1 pseudogene is annotated in these 1,096 nt (G+C 49.5%); it reads right to left on the bottom strand.

What is annotated here, in order from left to right:
• Positions 1–30: 30 nt before the first annotated feature.
• Positions 31–1,073: pseudogene (locus DZ54_RS23050) on the bottom strand (ISAs1 family transposase); the annotation flags it as partial.
• Positions 1,074–1,096: the final 23 nt, after the last annotated feature.

The following is a 1,096-nucleotide window of genomic DNA, read 5'->3' as shown; positions in this document are numbered from 1 at the left end:
AATGAGAGACWSAGGCGAGCGCATGAGTGTTCATTTTTCAACCATTGCCGGTATGCCTGCGGCTAAAACCTTCTCTAAGAAGCTGGGATTCATGAGACAGCGCTTCTGTTTGGCCACCAAGCTGATCTTGGTCGGCTCAGCCCGCACCATGTTTGAAGCCATGTGTCGCAGGCAGGCAAAGTTCGCGGCCCCATTGTCTTTATAAATTTGGCATGCGTCTTCCCCCATGTTGACATCTAACACCCAGTGCATGGCTTCAATGCCCCAATGCGAGCGAATAGCACGGCTTGCCTCATCGGCAGTCAGTGATTTTGAGCTGATATAGTAGCGGTACTCCAGCGACATCGGACGCCCTTTTTCAACACGCAAAGACTCAACCATGACAAGGCTTTGTAGTGATGGCCAACGGCTAAAGTCGCCGGATAAACATTCTTTATCAAGCACATAGCACTGACGCGATTCAATACGACCGTGACCATATTCAAACTCGACATCGTCATTGAAGGTTCGACGTTGCTCACTGAATGCCGCGGTGATCGCGTTCGCCAGCTTGCCCTGGTTTTGTTTCACCGCTAATAAGTAATCGCCACCTTGTTCAAGAATCGTCTTGGCAATCGTCGTTTGGCAGGCCATGGCATCGATGGTGACTAGCGCACCACGTAAGTCGAGAAGGCGGATTAGCTCGGGAATAGCACTGATTTCATTGCTTTTTTCGTCTGTCTTGAGCTGACCAAGTACCAGATGATTTTCGCTGGCATATGCACTGACCATGTGGATCGTACTACTTCTATCTTCACGGTTGTACGAGCCTTTCAGCGTTTTACCGTCGATTGCGACCACCTGACCATCCGTCATTTGATGGACAGCTTTCATCCAATCGATAAAGCAGGCTTGAAAGGCATTCGGTTCAATCGAAGAGATGGCACGAGCGATGGTATCGTCGGCAGGAATACCGTCTTTAAACATACCGTTACGCTTAAACCACTCATGGTGCCCTAGGATGTATTCTCGAATCTCGTACCATCCTTCGACCCCGCAATCACCGCGCACAATGAAGCAAAGAGCAGGTCAAAAGCGGATAAGTTAGTTCGTTAGT

The organism is Salinivibrio socompensis S35 (assembly GCF_000513715.1).
GTDB lineage: Bacteria > Pseudomonadota > Gammaproteobacteria > Enterobacterales > Vibrionaceae > Salinivibrio > Salinivibrio socompensis.
The sequence above is the reverse complement of the archived record's forward strand: the minus strand, read 5'-3'. Positions and strand labels throughout refer to the sequence as shown.